Annotated in this window: 16 protein-coding genes, 1 tRNA gene and 1 pseudogene; 15 read left to right on the top strand and 3 right to left on the bottom strand. The window is 66.3% G+C overall.

All coding sequences use genetic code 11. The features are described from left to right. Positions 1 to 443: 443 nt before the first annotated feature. The 5 genes and pseudogenes from meaB to ACSFBC_RS03085 form a co-directional block, all read left to right on the top strand. A pseudogene (gene meaB, locus ACSFBC_RS03105) lies at positions 444 to 1,523 on the top strand (methylmalonyl Co-A mutase-associated GTPase MeaB); the annotation flags it as partial. 40 nt (positions 1,524 to 1,563) lie between these two features. Beyond that, positions 1,564 to 3,096 (top strand): acyl-CoA carboxylase subunit beta, encoded by a 1,533-nt coding sequence (locus tag ACSFBC_RS03100; protein ID WP_435508833.1) that lies wholly within the window; start codon positions 1,564 to 1,566, stop codon positions 3,094 to 3,096. 10 nt (positions 3,097 to 3,106) lie between these two features. Continuing rightward, complete coding sequence (locus tag ACSFBC_RS03095; protein WP_435508832.1) at positions 3,107 to 5,155, top strand: acetyl-CoA carboxylase biotin carboxylase subunit; 2,049 nt, start codon at positions 3,107 to 3,109, stop codon at positions 5,153 to 5,155. Beyond that, entirely contained in the window at positions 5,155 to 6,189 is a 1,035-nt protein-coding gene (bioB, locus tag ACSFBC_RS03090; protein WP_435508831.1) for a biotin synthase BioB, read from the top strand. Before ACSFBC_RS03095 ends, bioB begins: the two co-directional genes overlap by 1 nt. Then, a complete protein-coding gene (locus ACSFBC_RS03085; protein ID WP_435508830.1) occupies positions 6,186 to 6,668 on the top strand; it encodes a VOC family protein in 483 nt (160 codons plus the stop codon). The genes bioB and ACSFBC_RS03085 overlap by 4 nt, the downstream gene beginning before the upstream one ends. Before the next feature lie 4 nt (positions 6,669 to 6,672). On the opposite strand, the gene ACSFBC_RS03080 is transcribed toward ACSFBC_RS03085, so the two are convergent. The 3 genes from ACSFBC_RS03080 to ACSFBC_RS03070 form a co-directional block, all read right to left on the bottom strand. Continuing rightward, positions 6,673 to 7,284, bottom strand: coding sequence for an RnfABCDGE type electron transport complex subunit B (locus tag ACSFBC_RS03080; RefSeq protein WP_435508829.1), 612 nt, complete (start codon positions 7,282 to 7,284; stop codon positions 6,673 to 6,675). Positions 7,285 to 7,300: 16 nt separating this feature from the next. Beyond that, a complete protein-coding gene (locus ACSFBC_RS03075) occupies positions 7,301 to 8,791 on the bottom strand; it encodes a polyhydroxyalkanoate depolymerase (protein WP_435508828.1) in 1,491 nt (496 codons plus the stop codon). 106 nt (positions 8,792 to 8,897) lie between these two features. After that, positions 8,898 to 10,094, bottom strand: a complete 1,197-nt coding sequence (locus ACSFBC_RS03070; RefSeq protein ID WP_435508827.1) for an amino acid aminotransferase — start codon at positions 10,092 to 10,094, stop codon at positions 8,898 to 8,900. Positions 10,095 to 10,230: 136 nt separating this feature from the next. Between ACSFBC_RS03070 and uvrB the strand changes: the two genes are divergently transcribed. From uvrB to ACSFBC_RS03020, 10 genes are all read left to right on the top strand, one after another. Then, positions 10,231 to 12,342, top strand: coding sequence for an excinuclease ABC subunit UvrB (uvrB, locus tag ACSFBC_RS03065; RefSeq protein WP_435508826.1), 2,112 nt, complete (start codon positions 10,231 to 10,233; stop codon positions 12,340 to 12,342). Positions 12,343 to 12,530: 188 nt separating this feature from the next. Continuing rightward, positions 12,531 to 13,067, top strand: coding sequence for a Fe-S cluster assembly transcriptional regulator IscR (gene iscR, locus ACSFBC_RS03060; RefSeq protein WP_140842281.1), 537 nt, complete (start codon positions 12,531 to 12,533; stop codon positions 13,065 to 13,067). Positions 13,068 to 13,145: 78 nt separating this feature from the next. Then, entirely contained in the window at positions 13,146 to 14,366 is a 1,221-nt protein-coding gene (locus ACSFBC_RS03055; RefSeq protein WP_435508825.1) for an IscS subfamily cysteine desulfurase, read from the top strand. A 31-nt stretch (positions 14,367 to 14,397) separates the two neighbouring features. Next, the gene (iscU, locus tag ACSFBC_RS03050) at positions 14,398 to 14,820 is read left to right on the top strand and encodes a Fe-S cluster assembly scaffold IscU (RefSeq protein ID WP_435508824.1); all 423 of its coding nucleotides are present in this window, start codon (positions 14,398 to 14,400) and stop codon (positions 14,818 to 14,820) included. A gap of 1 nt (position 14,821) precedes the next feature. Beyond that, the gene (gene iscA / locus ACSFBC_RS03045; RefSeq protein ID WP_183027613.1) at positions 14,822 to 15,145 is read left to right on the top strand and encodes an iron-sulfur cluster assembly protein IscA; all 324 of its coding nucleotides are present in this window, start codon (positions 14,822 to 14,824) and stop codon (positions 15,143 to 15,145) included. A 139-nt stretch (positions 15,146 to 15,284) separates the two neighbouring features. Beyond that, positions 15,285 to 15,803: a Fe-S protein assembly co-chaperone HscB gene (hscB, locus tag ACSFBC_RS03040; RefSeq protein WP_435508823.1), complete on the top strand. Its 519-nt coding sequence runs from the start codon at positions 15,285 to 15,287 to the stop codon at positions 15,801 to 15,803. Between the two features lie 6 nt (positions 15,804 to 15,809). Next, the gene (hscA, locus tag ACSFBC_RS03035) at positions 15,810 to 17,675 is read left to right on the top strand and encodes a Fe-S protein assembly chaperone HscA (RefSeq protein ID WP_435508822.1); all 1,866 of its coding nucleotides are present in this window, start codon (positions 15,810 to 15,812) and stop codon (positions 17,673 to 17,675) included. Between the two features lie 6 nt (positions 17,676 to 17,681). Then, positions 17,682 to 18,020, top strand: coding sequence for an ISC system 2Fe-2S type ferredoxin (fdx, locus tag ACSFBC_RS03030; protein ID WP_435508821.1), 339 nt, complete (start codon positions 17,682 to 17,684; stop codon positions 18,018 to 18,020). 15 nt (positions 18,021 to 18,035) lie between these two features. Further along, positions 18,036 to 18,764: a DNA polymerase III subunit epsilon gene (gene dnaQ, locus ACSFBC_RS03025; RefSeq protein WP_435508820.1), complete on the top strand. Its 729-nt coding sequence runs from the start codon at positions 18,036 to 18,038 to the stop codon at positions 18,762 to 18,764. A gap of 50 nt (positions 18,765 to 18,814) precedes the next feature. Continuing rightward, positions 18,815 to 18,889: transfer RNA gene (locus tag ACSFBC_RS03020), tRNA-Val, on the top strand. Positions 18,890 to 18,914: the final 25 nt, after the last annotated feature.

Genomic DNA, 18,914 nt, shown 5'->3' with positions numbered 1-18,914 from the left:
CCGTTCGGCCTGAGCTTGTCGAAGGCGGCGCGCGGCTTCGACAAGCTCAGCCCGAACGGTCGGAAGAGTTGCCACCCGAACGGTCGGAAGAGTTGCCGCCGGAACGGTCGGAAGAGTTGCCGCCCGAACGGTTGGAAGAGTTGCCGCCCGAGCGGTCGGAAAAGGTCCAGCTCGAACGGTTCAAGAAGTCCCAGCCCGAGCAGACACTGGCTCGCATCGATGCCGCAGCGCCCATGTCCCCCGTGCCCGATGCGTCGGTGCCGATGTTCCCGGTGCCCGATGCATCGGCGTCGCTCCCACCCGTTCGGCCTGAGCCTGTCGAAGGCGGCGCGCGGCTTCGACAAGCTCAGCCCGAACGGTGGGAAAAGCGCCAGTCTGAACGGTCGGAAGAGGCCCCACCCGAGCGGTCGGAGGAGTTTCAGGCCGAACGGCCCAAAAAGTCCCAGCCCGACCGGTCGGAGAACTCCCAGACCCAGCAGACACTCGCTCGAATCATCGACTCCATATCCCCGGCAACCCAGCGCCGCGCGATCGCCAAGGCGATCACGCTGCTCGAATCGACGCGCGCCGACCATCGCCTGCTGGCCGACGAACTGCTGACCGCGCTGCTGCCGCACACCGGCCGGTCGTTCCGCCTCGGCATCTCCGGCGTGCCCGGCGTGGGCAAGTCGACCTTCATCGAGACGCTGGGCCTGTTTCTGATCGAACAGGGCCACCGCGTCGCTGTGCTCACCATCGACCCTTCTTCCACCGTGTCGGGCGGCTCGATCCTCGGCGACAAGACGCGCATGGAGCGGCTGTCGGTGCACGAGCGGGCGTATATCCGGCCCAGCCCGTCGAGCGGCACGCTGGGCGGCGTGGCCGAGAAGACGCGCGAGGCCATGCTGGTCTGCGAGGCTGCGGGCTACGACGTCGTGATCGTCGAGACCGTCGGCGTGGGCCAGAGCGAGACGGCGGTGGCCGGCATGACCGACATGTTCGTGCTCATGCAGTTGCCCAATGCGGGCGACGACCTGCAGGCCATCAAGAAGGGCGTGATGGAGATCGCCGACCTGGTGGTCATCAACAAGGCCGACCTCGACCGCGACGCGGCCACACGCGCGCAGGCACAGATCACGTCGGCGCTGCGCCTGTTCGGCCACCATGGCAATCCGGCGCATGCCGAGGCCATGAAGGCCGCCCATGCCGCGCCCGGTTCGCCCGAGGCCGAGATCCGCTTCTGGCAGCCGCAGGTGATGCAGCTCAGCGCCTTGCTCGGCACCGGCGTCGATGCCTTTTGGGCCTCGGTCACGCGCTTCCGGCAACTGCAGTCCGCCAACGGCAAGCTCGAAACGCGGCGCGAGAAGCAGGCGCTGTCGTGGATGTGGGAACGCATCGACGCGGGCCTCAAGCAGGCCTTCCGCCAGCATCCGCAGGTGCGCGAGCTGCTGCCCGACACCCTGGCCCAGGTCGCCGCCGGCAAGCTGCCCGCATCGACTGCCGCCCGCAACCTGCTCGCCGCGCAAGCGACGCGGGCATCCTGAATCCCATCGCTCTTCCGATTCATCTTCACGATCGAACGCCATGAAAGAAATCCTCGAACAACTCGAAAAACGACGCGCCCAGGCGCGCCTCGGCGGTGGCCAGAAGCGCATCGACGCACAGCACAAGAAGGGCAAGCTCACGGCGCGCGAGCGCATCGAGCTGCTGCTCGACGACAACACCTTCGAGGAATGGGACATGTTCGTCGAGCACCGCTCGACCGACTTCGGTATGGCCGACAACAAGATCCCCGGCGACGGCGTGGTCACCGGCTACGGCATGATCAACGGCCGCCTGGTCTTCATCTTCAGCCAGGACTTCACCGTCTTCGGCGGCGCCTTGAGCGAAGCGCATGCCGAGAAGATCTGCAAGGTGATGGACCAGGCCATGAAGGTCGGCGCACCGGTCATCGGACTCAACGACTCGGGCGGCGCCCGCATCCAGGAGGGCGTGGCTTCGCTCGGCGGCTATGCCGACGTGTTCCAGCGCAACGTGATGGCGTCGGGCGTGGTGCCGCAGATCAGCATGATCATGGGCCCGTGCGCCGGCGGCGCGGTGTACTCGCCGGCCATGACCGACTTCATCTTCATGGTGCGCGACAGCTCGTACATGTTCGTGACCGGCCCCGAAGTGGTGAAGACCGTGACGCACGAGGACGTGACGGCCGAGGAATTGGGCGGCGCGCTCACCCACACCACCAAGAGCGGCGTGGCCGACATGGCCTTCGAGAACGATGTCGAGGCGCTGATGATGCTGCGCCGGCTCTACAACTACCTGCCGCTCAACAACCGCGAGAAGCCGCCCGTGCGCCCGAGCGGCGACCCGGCCGACCGCGCCGACCTGTCGCTCGACACGCTGGTGCCCGAGAACGCCAACAAGCCCTACGACATGAAGGAGCTGATCGGCAAGGTGGTCGACGACGGCGACTTCTTCGAGCTGCAGCCCGACTATGCGAAGAACATCGTGATCGGCTTCGCGCGCATGGAAGGCCAGAGCGTGGGCATCGTGGCCAACCAGCCGCTGGTGCTGGCGGGCTGCCTGGACATCAAGTCCTCGATCAAGGCCGCGCGTTTCGTGCGCTTCTGCGACGCTTTCAACATCCCGGTCGTGACCTTCGTCGACGTGCCCGGTTTCATGCCTGGCACCAGCCAGGAGTACGGCGGCATCATCAAGCACGGTGCCAAGCTGCTCTACGCGTACGCCGAGTGCACCGTGCCGAAGATCACGGTCATCACGCGCAAGGCCTACGGCGGTGCGTACGACGTGATGGCCTCCAAGCATCTGCGCGGCGACGTCAACCTCGCCTGGCCTCGTGCCGAAATCGCGGTGATGGGCGCCAAGGGCGCGGTCGAGATCATCTTCCGCGAGGACAAGAACGACCCCGAGAAGCTCGCGGCGCGCGAAGCCGAATACAAGGCCCGCTTCGCCAACCCCTACGTGGCCAGCACGCGCGGCTACATCGACGACGTGATCCTGCCGAGCGAGACGCGCAAGCGGATCTGCCGCTCGCTGGTCATGCTGCGTGAGAAGAAGCTCGAGAACCCGTGGCGCAAGCACGGCAATATCCCACTCTGAGAAGACCAAGATGTTCAAGAAGATCCTGATTGCCAACCGCGGCGAGATCGCATGCCGCGTCATCAAGACCGCCAAGAAGATGGGCATCCTCACGGTGGCCGTCTATTCCGATGCCGACAAGGACGCGCGCCATGTCGAGCTGGCCGACGAGGCCGTGCACATCGGCGGCTCGGCCAGCCGCGACAGCTACCTGCAGGCCGATCGCATCATCGCCGCCTGCAAGAAGACCGGTGCCGAGGCCGTGCATCCGGGTTACGGCTTCCTGTCGGAGAACGAGGCCTTCGCGCGCAAGGTCGAGGAAGAGGGCATCGTCTTCATCGGTCCGAAGCACTACTCGATCGCGGCGATGGGCGACAAGATCGCCTCGAAGAAGCTCGCGAACGAGGCGAAGGTCAACACCATCCCGGGCTGGAACGAAGCCATCGAGACGGCCGAGCGTGCGGTCGAGATCGCACGCGACATCGGCTACCCGGTGATGATCAAGGCCTCGGCCGGCGGCGGCGGCAAGGGCCTGCGCGTGGCGCATGACGACAAGGAAGCGCTCGAGGGCTTCACCGCCTGCCGCAACGAGGCGCGCAACTCCTTCGGCGACGACCGCGTCTTCATCGAGAAGTTCGTGGTCGAGCCACGCCACATCGAGATCCAGGTGCTGGGCGATTCGCAGGGCAACGTGATCTACCTCAACGAGCGCGAATGCTCGATCCAGCGGCGCCACCAGAAGGTGATCGAGGAGGCGCCGTCGCCCTTCATCTCCGAGGCCACGCGCAAGGCGATGGGCGAACAGGCGGTGGCGCTGGCCAAGGCCGTGAAGTACCAGAGCGCCGGCACGGTCGAGTTCGTGGTCGGCAAGGACCAGAGCTTCTACTTCCTCGAGATGAACACGCGGCTGCAGGTGGAGCATCCGGTGACCGAATGCATCACCGGCCTCGACCTGGTCGAGCTGATGATCCGCGTGGCGGCCGGCGAAGCGCTGCCGCTGACGCAGGCCCAGGTCAAGCGCGAAGGCTGGGCCATCGAGTGCCGCATCAACGCCGAAGACCCGTTCCGCAACTTCCTGCCCTCGACCGGCCGGCTGGTGAAGTTCCAGCCGCCGAAGGAGACGATGTTCTCGGCCGACACCGAGCACCTGTACGGCGTGCGGGTCGACACCGGCGTGTACGACGGCGGCGAGATCCCGATGTTCTACGACTCGATGATCGCCAAGCTGATCGTGCACGGCAAGGACCGCCAGCATGCGATCGCGCTGATGCGCGAGGCGCTCAACGGCTTCGTGATCCGCGGCGTCAGCAGCAACATCCCGTTCCAGGCGGCGCTGCTCGCGCATCCGAAGTTCGTCTCGGGTGACTTCAACACCGGCTTCATCGCCGAGCACTACAGCAAGGGCTTCCACGCGGAAGACGTGCCGCATGCCGATCCCGCGTTCCTGGTGGCGCTGGCCGCGTACGTGCACCGCCGCTACCGCGCGCGTGCCTCGGGCATCAGCGGCCAGCTCGAAGGCCATGGCGTGAAGGTGGGCGAGCAGTTCGTGGTGGTGGAATTGGGCGCGGACGGCCAGAACGTGCAGCACCCGGTCTCGGTGTCCGACTTCCATGGCAAGACCGGCGCGAGCGCGGTGACCGTGGGTGACAAGCACTACAAGATCGACAGCGGCTTCGCGCTCGGCGCGATCCGCGTGCAGGGCATCGTCAACGACAAGCCTTTCGTGGCCCAGGTCGAGCGCGGTGCGGGCAAGAACCCGCTGGCTTTGCGCATCGCGCACAACGGCACGCAGATCGAGGCCATGGTGCTGTCGCCGCTGGGCGCGCGCCTGCAGCAGCTGATGCCCTACAAGGCGCCGCCGGACCTGAGCAAGTTCCTGATGTCGCCGATGCCGGGCCTGCTGGTCGAGGTGTCTGTGCAGCCGGGCCAGCACGTGCAGGCCGGGGAGAAGCTCGCCGTGATCGAGGCGATGAAGATGGAGAACGTGCTGTTCGCCTCGCAGGACGGCGTGGTCGGCAAGATCTCCGCGGCCAAGGGCGAATCGCTGGCGGTCGACCAGATCATCATGGATTTCGTCTGATGGGGGCGAACGATCTCCACGGCGGCCAGGCCGTCACCTTGCACCGCCCCGTGGCAACTGCCGCAGCGGCATCCGGCGCCTGGTCGGTCGAGGCCGTGCAGGCGCTGCTCGACAAGCCCTTCATGGAACTGCTGTTCGAAGCGCAGACCGTGCACCGCCGGCACTTCCCCGAAGGCGACATCGAGCTCGCGACGCTGCTGTCGGTCAAGACCGGCGGCTGCCCCGAGAACTGCGGCTATTGCCCGCAGGCGGCCGAGTTCGACACCGGCGTCAAGGCGCAGAAACTGATGGAGGTCGACGAGGTGGTGCGCGCCGCGCAGGCCGCCAAGGACGCCGGTGCCACGCGCTTCTGCATGGGCGCCGCCTGGCGCGCGCCCAAGGACCGCGACGTGGAGAAGGTCGCGGTGCTGGTCGAGGCCGTCAAGGGCCTGGGCCTGCAGACCTGCGCTACCTTGGGCATGCTCGAGCCGCACCATGCCGAGCAGCTCAAGAACGCCGGCCTCGACTTCTACAACCACAACCTCGACACCGCGCCCGAGTACTACGCCGACGTGGTGGGCACGCGCACCTACCAGGACCGGCTCGACACGCTGGCCCATGTGCGCGCGGCCGGCATCAGCGTGTGCTGCGGCGGCATCATCGGCATGGGCGAGACGCCGGTGCACCGCGCGGGCCTGATCGCGCAGTTGGCCAACATGGCGCCGTACCCCGAGTCGGTGCCGATCAACAGCCTGGTGCGCGTGCCCGGCACGCCGCTGGCCGATGCCGACCCGGTGGACCCGCTGGACTTCGTGCGCGTGATCGCGGTCGCGCGCATCACCATGCCGACCGCGCGCGTGCGGCTGTCGGCCGGCCGCCAGCAGCTCGGCGATGCGGTGCAGGCGCTGTGCTTCATGGCCGGCGCGAATTCGATCTTCTACGGCGACAAGTTGCTCGTCACCGGCAACCCCGACGTCGAGGCCGATGTGCAGTTGCTGCGCAAGCTGGGCCTCAAGGCGCGCCAGGTGGCCGCCACCCACGGAGAACACGCATGACGACACGTCCCTTCAAGGTGCTCGGCATCCAGCAGATCGCCATCGGCGGACCGGACAAGCTGCGGCTGCAGAAGCTCTGGGTCGACATGCTGGGGCTCGAGGTCACGGGCACTTTCCGCAGCGAGCGCGAGAACGTCGACGAGGACATCTGCGCGATGGGCGCGGGCCCGTTCAAGGTCGAGGTCGACCTGATGCAGCCGCTCGACCCCGACAAGAAGCCCGCGGTGCACACCACGCCGCTCAACCACGTGGGCCTGTGGATCGACGACCTGCCCCAGGCCGTCGAATGGCTGACCGCGCAAGGCGTGCGCTTTGCGCCGGGCGGCATCCGCAAGGGCGCGGCCGGCTTCGACATCTGCTTCCTGCACCCGAAGGCGAACGACGAGTTTCCGATCGCGGGGGAGGGCGTGCTGATCGAGATGGTGCAGGCGCCGGCCGAGGTGGTGAAGGCCTTCGCGGCGCTGGCGGCGGGCGGCTGAGGGGTCAGGGCGTGCGGGCGGCCTTGGCCGCACGGGCGCGGGCCAGCGCGGCTTCGACGATGCTGCGTTTGCGGTCGGCGGGTGCTTCGACGTCCTGTGGCGGCGCGGCCTCGACCTTGGGGCTGCTGACACGTCGCTGGTGGAGGACATAGCGGGCCAGGGCCGCATCGGCCTGCGTCTTCGACCACGCGGCCCAGCCCGTGCGGCCGGGCGTCGCATCCTCGAGCGCGATGCAGTCGACCGGGCAGACCGGAATGCACAGCTCGCAACCCGTGCAATGAGCCTCGATCACGGTGTGCATGCGCTTGTTCATGCCGACGATGGCGTCGGTCGGGCAGGCATCGAGGCACAGCGTGCAGCCGATGCACCAGGCCTCGTCGATCACGGCCATGGCGCGCGGGCCTTCGGCGCCGAACTGGGCATCGAGCGGCAGCAGCGGCCGCCCGGTGCGTTGTGCCAGCCGCTCGATGCCTTCGGCACCGCCCGGCGGGCATTGGTTGATGGCGGCCGTCCCCTCGGCCACGGCCTGCGCGTAGCCCGCGCAATCCGGATAGCCGCACCGCGTGCACTGCGTCTGGGGCAGTGCGTCGTGGATGCGTGCGGCGAGTCCGTTCACTGGGGAAATGCGCGGCTCAGCGCGCGGCGCTGGCGCCGGACTTCTTGCGCGCCGCGGGCTTCTTTTTGGCCGCAGCGACGGGCGCCGCCACGGCCGCCTCGGTCACGGCTTTCCTGGCCACGACCTTCTGGGTCGCCACCTTCTTCGCCGCGGCAGGGGCTCCGGCCCGGGCCACCGGCTTCGCCACGTCTTCGGCCGCGAGCAGTGTCTCGTCGGCCGGCAGGGCGTCGCCCGCACGGCTCTGCGGCTCGTCGTTGGCGGCGATGAATTTCTGCACCTTCGGGTACACCAGCTCGCGCCAGCGGCGGCCGCTGAAGATGCCGTAGTGGCCGGCACCCTTGACCTCGTAGTGCTCGCGCTTGTCGTCGTCTATGCCGGTGCACAGCTCGTGCGCGGCTTCGGTCTGGCCCGAGCCCGAGATGTCGTCGAGTTCGCCTTCGACCGTGAGCATGGCGGTGCCGCGGATGTCCTGCGGCTTGACGCGCTCGACCGAACCGTCGGCCGCCTTCACGTCCCAGGTGCCTTCGACCAGCAGGAAGTCCTGGAACACCGTGCGGATGGTCTCGAGGTAGTAGTCGGCGTCCATGTCGAGCACGGCGTTGTACTCGTCGTAGAACTTGCGGTGGGCTTCGACGCTGGTGTCGTCACCCTTGATCAGGTCCTTGAAGTAATCGTAGTGGCTGGTCGCGTGCCGGTCCGGGTTCATCGCGACGAAGCCGGTGTGCTGCAGGAAGCCGGGGTAGACGCGGCGGCCGGCGCCGGGGAAGTTCTCGGGCACGCGATAGATCACGTTGTTCTCGAACCACTCGAAGCTCTTGTTCGTCGCCAGGTTGTTGACCGAGGTCGGCGACTTGCGCGCATCGATCGGGCCGCCCATCATGGTCATCGACAGCGGCGTCTGCTCGCCGCGGCTGGCCATGAGCGAGATCGCCGCGAGCACCGGCACGGTGGGCTGGCACACGCTGATCACATGGCAGTTGCCGTACTCGGTCTGCAGGTGGTGGATAAATTCCTCGACGTAGTGGATGTAGTCGTCGAGGTGGAATTCGCCGTCGGCGATGGGCACCGTGCGGGCGTTCTTCCAGTCGGTGATGTAGACCTTGTGGTCCTGCAGCATGGTGCGCACGGTGTCGCGCAGCAGGGTGGCGTAGTGGCCGGACAGCGGCGCCACGATCAGCACCACCGGCTGCTTCTTGAGCTTCTGCAGGGTCTCGGGCTTGTCGGTGAAGCGCTTGAAGCGCCGCAGCTGGCAGAAAGGCTTGTCGAGTTCGATCGCTTCCTGGATCACCACGTCGATGCCATCGACCTTGACCGAGGTGATGCCGAATTCCGGCTTCTCGTAGTCCTTGCCCAGCCGGTAGAGCAGGTCGTAGCCGGCCGCCATGCGCTGCGCGAGCGGCGTGTGCGACAGCGGCGTGCCGTTGCTGTAGAGCTTGGCCGCGGCCTGGGCGAAGTCGGTCAGCGGTTCCATCAGGGACCGCTGGGCTTCATAGAGGTGGTAGAGCATCGTGATCCCTGTCGTTGATTGCTGCAGTGCAATATATCAACTTGGGACGACGTGCGTGTAGGGGCCTGCCCCTACACGCACGTTTCCCCGGCGCCAGCGAGCCCCGTCAGATCACCTTGGCGATGCTCTGGCAGACGTAGTCGATGTTCTTGCTGTTGAGCGCGGCCACGCACATGCGGCCGGTGTCGGTGCCGTACACGCCGAATTCGTTGCGCAGGCGGACCATCTGGTCCTTGCTCAGGCCCGAATAACTGAACATGCCGATCTGCGTGGTGATGAAGCTCATGTCCTGCTGCACGCCGGCGGCCTTGAGGCCGTCGACCAGCGTCTGGCGCATCGCCTTGATGCGGGTGCGCATCTCGGCCAGCTCCTTTTCCCAGACCGCGCGGCGGGCCGGGTCGTTGAGCACGGCCGCCACCACGGCGCCGCCGTGGATCGGCGGGTTGCTGTAGTTGGTGCGGATCGTGATCTTGAGCTGCGACAGCACGCGCGCGGCCTGGTCCTTGTCCTCGCACAGCACCGACAGCGCGCCCACGCGTTCACCGTAGAGGCTGAAGCTCTTGGAGAACGAGGTCGAGACGAAGAAGCTCAGGCCGGCGGCGACGAACTTGCCGATCACGGCGCCGTCTTCCTCGATGCCGTTGCCGAAGCCCTGGTAGGCCATGTCGAGGAAGGCCACGAGGTCCTTCGACTTGACCGCCGCGATCACCTGGTCCCACTGGGCCGCGGTGATGTCGTAGCCGGTGGGGTTGTGGCAGCAGGCGTGCAGCACGACCACCGTGCCGGCCGGGGCGGCGTTGAGCGCGGCCAGCATGCCTTCGAAATTCACGCCGCGCTTGGCCGCGTCGTAGTAGGGGTAGCTTTCGACCACGAAGCCGGCGTTGGTGAACAGCGCGCGGTGGTTTTCCCAGCTCGGGTCGCTGATCAGTACCTTGGCGTCGGGGTTGAGCTTCTTGAGGAAGTCGGCGCCGACCTTGAGGCCGCCCGTGCCGCCGATGGCCTGGATGGTCGCCACGCGGCCGGATTTCACCGGTTCGCTGTCGGCACCGAAGACCAGGCCCTTGACCGCGCTGTCGTAGGCGGCGATGCCGTCGATCGGCAGGTAGCCGCGCGCGCTGGGCGCCTTCATCATGTCCTGCTCGACCGCCTGCACGCAGGCCAGGAGCGGCAGCTTGCCGTTGTCGTCGTAGTACACGCCGACGCCGAGATTGACCTTGTGGGGGTTGCTGTCGGCGGCATATTGCTCGTTGAGACCCAGGATCGGGTCGCGCGGCGCCATCTCGACGGCGGTGAACATAGACATGAAGAAGTCCTCAGGATGAATCGGTTCGCCGGCGGTTCGGGAAGCAAACCGCCTCTGGCTCTGGGCCCGAAGCTGTATTAGGCTTTCAGGTTGCCTTGAATTTTACCGACCGTACGCCACCTGGGACGGACACGCCATGCCCGAAATTTCCGAAGTCACCTCCAAATCTCCCCACGCCGACCCCGTGGGACCTGCCAAGGAGGGGACTTTCATCTCCTATCCGGGCTCGCCCTTCGAACTGTTCCAGCCCTATCCCCCGGCGGGCGACCAGCCGGCGGCGATCGAGAAGCTGGTCGAAGGGGTCGAAAACGGCGAGGTGTTCCAGACGCTGCTGGGCGTGACCGGGTCCGGCAAGACCTTCACCATGGCCAACGTGATCGCGCGCATGGGCCGTCCGGCGATCGTGTTCGCGCCCAACAAGACGCTGGCCGCGCAGCTCTACAGCGAGTTCCGCGAGTTCTTCCCGAAGAACGCGGTCGAGTACTTCGTCAGCTACTACGACTACTACCAGCCCGAGGCCTACGTGCCTCAGCGCGACCTGTTCATCGAGAAAGACAGCTCGATCAACGAGCACATCGAGCAGATGCGGCTGTCGGCCACCAAGAGCGTGCTCGAGCGGCGCGACACGGTGATCGTGGCCACGGTGAGTGCGATCTACGGCATCGGCACGCCCGAGGACTACACCCAGATGCGCTTCATCATGCGCACCGGCGACAAGATCGGCCAGCGCGACGTGATCGGCCGGCTGATCCGGATGCAGTACACGCGCAACGAGCAGGACTTTTCGCGCGGCACCTTCCGCGTGCGCGGCGACACCATCGACGTCTTCCCGGCCGAGCACAGCGAGCTGGCGATCCGCATCGAGCTGTTCGACGACGAGATCGAGACGCTGCAGCTCTTCGATCCGCTGACCGGGCGCATCCGGCAGAAGATCCCGCGCTTCACGGTCTACCCGTCGAGTCATTACGTGACGCCGCGCGACAAGGTCATGACCGCGGTCGAGACCATCAAGCTGGAACTCGTGGACCGCGTAAAGGAATTCGTCGGCCAGGGCAAGCTGGTCGAGGCGCAGCGGCTCGAGCAGCGCACCCGCTTCGATCTCGAGATGCTGGCCGAGATCGGCCACTGCAAGGGCATCGAGAACTACTCGCGGCACCTGTCGGGCGCGGCGCCGGGCGACCCGCCTGCGACGCTGACCGACTACCTCCCCAAGGACGCGCTGATGTTCCTCGACGAGAGCCATCAGATGATCGGCCAGCTCGGCGGCATGTACAACGGCGACCGGGCGCGCAAGACCACGCTGGTCGAATACGGTTTCCGGCTGCCTTCGGCCATGGACAACCGGCCGCTCAAGTTCGAGGAGTTCGAGAAGCGGATGCGCCAGTGCATCTTCGTCTCGGCCACGCCGGCACAGTACGAGAAGGACAATTCCGGCAATGTCGTGGAGCAGCTGGTGCGCCCGACCGGGCTGATCGATCCCCTCGTCGAGGTCCGCCCCGCCACCCACCAGGTCGACGACGTGCTGGGCGAGATCCGCATCCGTGTCGAGAAGAACGAACGGGTGCTGATCACCACGCTGACCAAGCGCATGGCCGAGCAGCTGACCGACTACCTGGGCGACAACGGCGTGAAGGTGCGCTACCTGCACAGCGACGTCGACACCGTCGAGCGGGTCGAGATCCTGCGCGACCTGCGGCTGGGCGCCTTCGATGTGCTGGTGGGCATCAACCTGCTGCGCGAAGGGCTGGACATTCCGGAGGTGTCGCTGGTGGCGATCCTCGACGCCGACAAGGAAGGCTTCCTGCGTGCCGAGCGTTCGCTGATCCAGACCATCGGCCGCGCGGCGCGGAACCTGAACGGCAAGGCGATCCTCTACGCCGACCGCATGACGGAGTCGATGAAGAAGGCGATCGGCGAGACCGAGCGCCGGCGCACCAAGCAGATCGCCCACAACGAGGCGAACGGCATCACGCCGCGCAGCATCGTGAAGAAGGTGCGCGATCTGATCGACGGCGTCTACAGCGAGAAGACCGGCAAGGAGATGGCCAAGCTGGAGCTGGAGCGCGCCAAGGTCGAGGACATGAGCGAGAAGGACGTGGCGCGCGAGATCAAGCGGCTCGAGAAGCTCATGCTCGAGCACGCCCGCGACCTGGAATTCGAGAAGGCGGCGCGGGTGCGCGACCAGCTTTCGGTGCTGCGCGAACAGGCCTTCGGCGCCTCGGGCGGGGACCATATTCCACCCGTCTGAGTCCGCGCGGGTTTACCCGAGCGCGACAGAGGGCTTTCTGCTATACTTGAGCGAAACAGTCAACAACAAGAAAAACTTCGCGATGAAGGACCGATTCGCACCTCGCGGTGACGGGCCGGCAAGGGCGGAGACCACGCCACCGGGCTTCGGCTTCGGTGTCTATGTTACGAGCACACAAGGAGCTTGCGATGCGTCTCACTACCAAAGGTCGTTTTGCGGTCACCGCCATGATCGATCTGGCCCTGCGCCAGAACACAGGGCCGGTCACGCTGGCGGCCATCAGCCAGCGCCAGCAGATCTCGCTGTCCTACCTGGAACAGCTGTTCGGCAAGCTGCGCCGGCATGAACTGGTCGAGTCCACCCGCGGCCCCGGCGGCGGTTATAGCCTCGGTCGCAAGGCGGCCGACATCACCGTCGCAGACATCATCGTCTCGGTCGACGAGCCGATCGATGCCACGCATTGCGGTGGCAAGGAAAACTGTCTGGGCGAGGCCGGTCGTTGCATGACGCACGAGCTCTGGGCATCGCTCAACCAGCGCATGGTCGAATTCCTCGATTCGGTCACCTTGCAGAAGCTGGTCGACGACCAGATCGCCAAGGGCGTCCAGATCGAGAACAAGCCCGCCATCAAGCGCGCCATTTCGAGCCAGCCGGTCGTAAAGCCCATCCGCGTGAACGCGCCGAATTCGGTGTTCGCGCTGGGCAACGTCTTTGCCAAGTCGTGATGACGGACGGCACCTCCGGGTGCCGCGTGCCTGCATCGCCTGAGATCAACAACATTCCCCACGCAGTCTGAGTGAGCCATGGACGTCACCCCGCATTTTCCCATCTACCTTGACTACGGCGCGACCACGCCGGTCGACCCGCGCGTCGTCGACGCCATGATCCCGTGGCTGCGCGAGCACTTCGGCAATCCCGCATCGCGCAGCCATGCGTGGGGCTGGGAAGCCGAAGAGGCGGTCGAGAAGGCCCGTGTCGAAGTCGCCGAACTGATCGGTGCCGATCCACGCGAAATCGTCTGGACTTCCGGTGCCACCGAGTCGAACAACCTCGCCATCAAGGGCGCGGCGCACTTCTACAAGGGCAAGGGCAAGCACCTGATCACGGTCAAGACCGAGCACAAGGCCGTGCTGGACACCATGCGCGAGCTGGAACGCCAGGGCTTCGAGGTGAGCTATCTCGACGTGCAGGAAGACGGGCTGCTGGACTTCGAGGTCTTCAAGGCCGCGATCCGTCCCGACACCATCCTCGCCAGCGTGATGTTCGTGAACAACGAGATCGGCGTGGTCCAGGACATGGTCGCGCTGGGCAATCTGTGCCGTGAAAAGGGCGTGATCTTCCACGTCGACGCGGCGCAGGCCACGGGCAAGGTCGAGATCGACATGGCCACGCTGCCGATCGACCTGATGAGCCTGGCTTCGCACAAGACCTACGGCCCCAAGGGCATCGGCGCCCTGTACGTGCGTCGCAAGCCGCGCGTGCGGCTCGAAGCGCAGATGCACGGCGGCGGCCACGAGCGCGGCATGCGTTCGGGCACCTTGCCCACGCACCAGATCGTCGGCATGGGCGAGGCCTTCCGCCTGGCCCGCCTCGAGATGAAGGAAGACATCGCCAAGGCCGCCGCGCTGCAGAAGCGCCTGCTGGACGGCCTCAAGGATGTCGAGCAGGTCTTCGTCAACGGCGACCTCGAACGCCGCGTGCCGCACAACCTGAACATCAGCTTCAACTACGTCGAAGGCGAGTCGCTGATCATGGGCATCAAGGGCCTGGCAGTGTCGTCGGGCTCGGCCTGCACCTCGGCCAGCCTCGAACCCAGCTACGTGCTGCGCGCCCTGGGCCGCAGCGACGAACTGGCGCACAGCAGCCTGCGCATGACCATCGGCCGCTTCACGACCGAGGAAGAGATCGACTACGCGATCTCCACGATCAAGCACAACGTCGCCAAGCTCCGCGAACTCAGCCCGCTGTGGGAAATGTTCAAGGACGGCATCGACATCAGCACGATCCAGTGGTCGGCCCACTGAACGTTCACAACATTCCGAAAAGAGGTACCCCATGGCTTACTCTCCCAAGGTCATCGACCACTATGAAAATCCCCGCAACGTCGGCTCCTTCGAAAAGGGTGACGACTCCGTAGGCACCGGCATGGTCGGCGCACCGGCTTGCGGCGACGTGATGAAGCTGCAGATCAAGGTCAACCCCGAAACCGGCGTGATCGAAGACGCGCGCTTCAAGACCTACGGCTGCGGCTCGGCCATCGCCTCGTCCTCGCTCGTGACCGAATGGGTCAAGGGCAAGACGCTCGACGAAGCGGCAGCCCTCAAGAACGCGCAGATCGCCGAAGAACTGGCGCTGCCGCCGGTCAAGATCCATTGCTCGATCCTGGCCGAAGACGCGATCAAGGCGGCGGTCAACGACTACAAGCAGAAGCACGCCGTCGGCGCTGCGGCTGCTGCCACTGCCGAAGCGGTTCACTGACATGGCCGTGACGCTCACTGAAGCCGCCGCGCGCCACGTCAACCGGTACCTCGGCAAACGAGGCAAGGGCGTGGGCGTGCGGCTGGGCGTCAAGACCACGGGCTGCTCGGGCCTGGCCTACAAGCTCGAGTACGTGGACGAGTTCACGCCTGAAGACGTGGTCTTCGAGGACCAGGGCGTGAAGGTGCTGGTCGATCCGAAGAGCCTGGCCTACATCGACGGCACACAGCTCGACTTCGTGCGCGAAGGCCTCAACGAGGGCTTCAAGTTCAACAACCCCAACGAGCGTGATCGTTGCGGTTGCGGAGAGAGTTTCAGGATCTAGTCCGCCCCCGAAGCGGCTCACTTCGTGTAGCCGCCTCCCCCTCAAGGGGGGCAACACCAGCGGCCCGGCAAAGCCGGTTCCGCGGTGTTTCTGGAATGAACAACGCCGCCGCCTCATATGACGGCGGCATTTTTTTGCCATGAACCTCAACGACACCGATTTCGAACTGTTCGCCGTTCCCGCGACGTTTGCCCAGGACCGCGGGGCGCTCGACGCCCGTTGGAAAGAGCTGCAGCGCGAAGCGCATCCTGACCGCTTCGCCGCGCAGGGCGCCGCGGCACAGCGCGTGGCCATGCAGTGGTCGGTGCGCATCAACGAGGCCTACCAGCGGCTCAAGGACCCGATCCGCCGCGCGAGCTACATCTGCGAACTGCACGACGCACCGCTGAACGCCGAGAACAACACGGCCATGCCGGCGGCCTTCCTGATGCAGCAGATGGAATGGCGCGAGGCGCTCGACGAGATCGGCGATGTCGCCGCGCTGGAGACGCTGCAGGCCGAGGTCGAGGCGGGCCGCGCGCGTGCGCTGTCTTCGCTCGATTGGTTGATCGATGAGAAGGGCGACCACCCGGCCGCCGCGCAGCAGGTGAGAGCCCTCATGTTCATTGAGCGCTTCGCGCAGGACGTCGAAGCCAAGTTCGATCAGTTGGGACAATAGCCCTCTATGGCTCTACTTCAAATTTCCGAACCCGGCCAGGCGCCCGATCCGCACCAGCGCCGCATCGCCGTGGGCATCGACCTGGGCACCACGCATTCGCTGGTGGCTTCGGTGCGCAACGGCGTGGCCGAGTGCCTGCCCGACGACCAGGGCCGGGTGCTGCTGCCGTCGGCCGTGCGCTACCTCGAGAACGACCGTCGCCAGATCGGCTTCGATGCCCTGGCCGCGCGCGCGCAGGACCCGGCCAACACCATCACCTCGGTCAAGCGGCTCATGGGCCGCGGCCTGGCCGACATCGCGAACCGTGACGACATGTCCTACCGCATCGGCGGCAGCGACGCCGGCATGGTGACGGTGCAGACCCTGGCGGGCGAGAAGTCGCCGGTCGAGATCAGCGCCGAGATCCTGGCGACGCTGCGCTACCGCGCGCAGGACACCTTCGACGACGACGAGCTCTACGGCGCGGTCATCACCGTGCCCGCCTACTTCGACGAGGGCCAGCGCCAGGCGACCAAGGATGCCGCGCAGCTGGCCGGCCTCAACGTGCTGCGCCTGATCAGCGAACCCACGGCCGCGGCCATCGCCTACGGCCTCGACAACGCCAGCGAAGGCGTCTATGCGGTCTACGACCTGGGCGGCGGCACCTTCGACATTTCGATCCTGCGGCTCACGCAGGGCGTGTTCGAAGTGATCTCCACGGGCGGCGACTCCGCGTTGGGCGGCGACGACTACGACCACGCACTGGCCGACTTCGTGCGGGCCGAGACCGGCCTTCAGGTCGGCAGCGATGCCGACAAGGCGTCTCTGCTGGTGGCCGCGCGTGCCGCCAAGGAAGCGCTGACCGCGTCGACTTCGACCGTCTTCAGCGCGAACGTGGCCGGCGCGCCGATGGCGTTCGACCTGAGCCGCGCGCAGTTCGATGCCGCCACGCAGCCGCTCACCGACCGCACCATCGCAGCCGTGCGCAAGGCATTGCGCGATGCCAAGCTCAAGCCCGACGCACTGCAAGGGATCGTGCTGGTCGGCGGTTCCACGCGCATGCCGCAGGTGCGCAGCGCCGTGGCCGATTTCTTCGGCCGCGAGCCGCTGATCAACCTGAACCCCGACGAGGTCGTGGCGCTGGGTGCCGCGATCCAGGCCAACCAGTTGGCCGGCAACAGCGGTGCCGACGACCTGCTGCTGCTCGACGTGATCCCGCTGTCGCTGGGCATCGAGACCATGGGCGGGCTGGTCGAGCGCATCGTGCCGCGCAACCAGACCATCCCGACGGCGATGGCGCAGGACTTCACCACCTACCAGGACGGCCAGACCGCGCTGGCGCTGCATGTGGTCCAGGGCGAGCGCGATCTGGTCGCCGACTGCCGCAGCCTGGCGCGCTTCACGTTGCGCGGCATCCCGCCGATGGCCGCGGGCGCGGCGCGCATCCGCGTCACCTTCACCGTCGATGCCGACGGCCTGCTGAGCGTGAGCGCCAAGGAGCAGGGCAGCGGCGTCGAGGCCAGCGTGGCCGTCAAGCCCTCGTATGGCCTGTCGGACGACCAGGTCGCCACCATGCTGCGCGAGAGCTTCTCGACCGCGCAGCAGGACATGCAGGCACGCGCGCTGGTCGAGGCGCGGGTCGATGCCGACCGCATGCTGCTCGCGACGCAGAGCGCGCTCGATGCCGACGGCGACCTGCTGACCGAGGCCGAGCGCGCAGCCATCGACACGCTGATGAGCGGATTGCGCGACACGCTCGCCACCGCCACGGAAGCGGCCGCCGTCGAAGCCGCCACCAAGGCGCTGGCCGATGGCACCGAGGCTTTCGCGGCGGAGCGCATGAACCGGGGCATCGCGCGCGCGCTGTCCGGGCGCAAGGTCGAATCTCTTTAAAAAACCATGCCCACGATCAAGATCTTTCCCCACCCCGAGTACTGCCCGAACGGCGCCGAACTGAGTGCGCCTGCCGGCACCTCGATCTGCGAGGCGCTGCTGGACCATCACATCAACATCGAGCATGCCTGCGAGATGAGCGCGGCCTGCACCACCTGCCACGTGGTGGTGCGCCAGGGCTTCAACTCGCTCAATGCGTCCGACGAGACCGAAGACGATCTGCTCGACCGCGCCTGGGGCCTGGAGCCGCAGTCGCGGCTGAGCTGCCAGGCCATCCTGGCGCAGGAGGACGTGACGATCGAGATTCCCAAGTACTCGATCAATCACGCCAAAGAGAACCACTGAGAAAGAGCCCGCCGCATGTCACGTCAGATCGTCCTCGACACCGAAACCACTGGCCTGTCCGCCGAGAACGGCGACCGCGTCATCGAACTCGGCTGCGTCGAGCTGCTCAACCGCAAGCTCACCGGCAACGACCTGCACATCTACTTCAACCCCGAGCGCGAGAGCCACGAGGAAGCGTTGAAGGTGCACGGGCTCACGACCGACTTCCTGCGCGACAAGCCCAAGTTCGCGACGCTCGCCAACGACGTGATCGAGTACCTGCGCGGTGCCGAGCTGATCATCCACAACGCGGCCTTCGACGTGGGCTTCCTCAACAAGGAATTCGAGCGCGTCGGCCTGCCGCCGCTGCGCACCTTCGTCGACGAGGTGACCGACACGCTGGCCATGGCCAAGCTGGTCTATCCCGGCAAGCGCAACTCGCTCGACGCCCTGTGCGACCGCTTCGGTGTCGACCGCTCGAACCGGACCTTCCACGGCGCCAAGCTCGATGCGCAGCTGCTGGCCGACGTCTACATCAACCTCACGCGCGGCCAGGACGCGCTGCTGATCGACGAGGCATCGAACGAACCGACCGCGGGCGCCGTCGTGGCCGTGGACCTGCGCAGTTTCGTGCTGCCGGTGCTGATGGCCACGGATCACGAACTGACGGCCCACGAAGACCTGCTCGCGCAGCTCGACAAATCGAGCAAGGGGAAAACGATTTTTCGTCAAGTCGACGTGTCGCTGCAAAACTCTGTGGCATAATCAGAGGCTTCGCAGGACGCGAAACACTGAGTGGCACGAAAGTGCTGCAAGGGCGGTTAGCTCAGGGGTAGAGCACAGCATTCACACTGCTGGGGTCGGAGGTTCGAAACCTCCACCGCCCACCAAAACACCTCCGAAAAAAGGCTTGGC

The organism is Variovorax frigidus (assembly GCF_051216515.1).
Lineage (GTDB): Bacteria > Pseudomonadota > Gammaproteobacteria > Burkholderiales > Burkholderiaceae_C > Variovorax.
The sequence above is the reverse complement of the archived record's forward strand: the minus strand, read 5'-3'. Positions and strand labels throughout refer to the sequence as shown.

Bases quoted from the DNA above. Each gene is read 5' to 3' on its own strand.
- ACSFBC_RS03100 (WP_435508833.1), top strand. From the start codon at position 1,564: ATGAAAGAAATCCTCGAACAACTCGAAAAACGACGCGCCCAGGCGCGC.
- ACSFBC_RS03095 (WP_435508832.1), top strand. From the start codon at position 3,107: ATGTTCAAGAAGATCCTGATTGCCAACCGCGGCGAGATCGCATGCCGC.
- bioB (WP_435508831.1), top strand. From the start codon at position 5,155: ATGGGGGCGAACGATCTCCACGGCGGCCAGGCCGTCACCTTGCACCGC.
- ACSFBC_RS03085 (WP_435508830.1), top strand. From the start codon at position 6,186: ATGACGACACGTCCCTTCAAGGTGCTCGGCATCCAGCAGATCGCCATC.
- ACSFBC_RS03075 (WP_435508828.1), bottom strand. From the start codon at position 8,791: ATGCTCTACCACCTCTATGAAGCCCAGCGGTCCCTGATGGAACCGCTG.
- ACSFBC_RS03070 (WP_435508827.1), bottom strand. From the start codon at position 10,094: ATGTCTATGTTCACCGCCGTCGAGATGGCGCCGCGCGACCCGATCCTG.
- uvrB (WP_435508826.1), top strand. From the start codon at position 10,231: ATGCCCGAAATTTCCGAAGTCACCTCCAAATCTCCCCACGCCGACCCC.
- iscR (WP_140842281.1), top strand. From the start codon at position 12,531: ATGCGTCTCACTACCAAAGGTCGTTTTGCGGTCACCGCCATGATCGAT.
- ACSFBC_RS03055 (WP_435508825.1), top strand. From the start codon at position 13,146: ATGGACGTCACCCCGCATTTTCCCATCTACCTTGACTACGGCGCGACC.
- iscU (WP_435508824.1), top strand. From the start codon at position 14,398: ATGGCTTACTCTCCCAAGGTCATCGACCACTATGAAAATCCCCGCAAC.
- iscA (WP_183027613.1), top strand. From the start codon at position 14,822: ATGGCCGTGACGCTCACTGAAGCCGCCGCGCGCCACGTCAACCGGTAC.
- hscB (WP_435508823.1), top strand. From the start codon at position 15,285: ATGAACCTCAACGACACCGATTTCGAACTGTTCGCCGTTCCCGCGACG.
- hscA (WP_435508822.1), top strand. From the start codon at position 15,810: ATGGCTCTACTTCAAATTTCCGAACCCGGCCAGGCGCCCGATCCGCAC.
- fdx (WP_435508821.1), top strand. From the start codon at position 17,682: ATGCCCACGATCAAGATCTTTCCCCACCCCGAGTACTGCCCGAACGGC.
- dnaQ (WP_435508820.1), top strand. From the start codon at position 18,036: ATGTCACGTCAGATCGTCCTCGACACCGAAACCACTGGCCTGTCCGCC.